Origin of the sequence: Paraburkholderia sp. NMBU_R16 (assembly GCF_013282575.1) — a bacterium.
Lineage (GTDB): Bacteria > Pseudomonadota > Gammaproteobacteria > Burkholderiales > Burkholderiaceae > Trinickia.
Window position 1 is genome coordinate 1 of record NZ_JAAAYE010000397.1, and the last position, 254, is coordinate 254.

Below are 254 nucleotides of genomic sequence, written 5' to 3' on the forward strand. Positions count from 1 at the left end.
CCAGAGTCTCGTGGGCTCGGAGATGTGTATAAGAGACAGGTTCCGGGCTACGCCCTTCACCGCTGCCGCCACGCCAGTACTCTCATCCTGATTGACGCGCTGCTCTCATCTTGTTTGACGCGCGGCAACAACCCCTACGCGCCGGAATTTCGGGCGCAGATGGTCGAGTTGGTCAAAGCCGGCCGCTCGCCAGAAGAGCTTGCGCGCGAGTTCGAGCCGACAGCGCAAACGATCTACAACTGGGTGGCACAAGC

1 protein-coding gene is annotated in these 254 nt (G+C 61.0%); it reads left to right on the forward strand.

Annotation, left to right across the window (positions count from 1 at the left end):
- Positions 1-99: 99 nt before the first annotated feature.
- The coding region (locus GWC77_RS29995) for a transposase (RefSeq protein ID WP_254367245.1) at positions 100-254 on the forward strand (155 nt) is incomplete at its 3' end.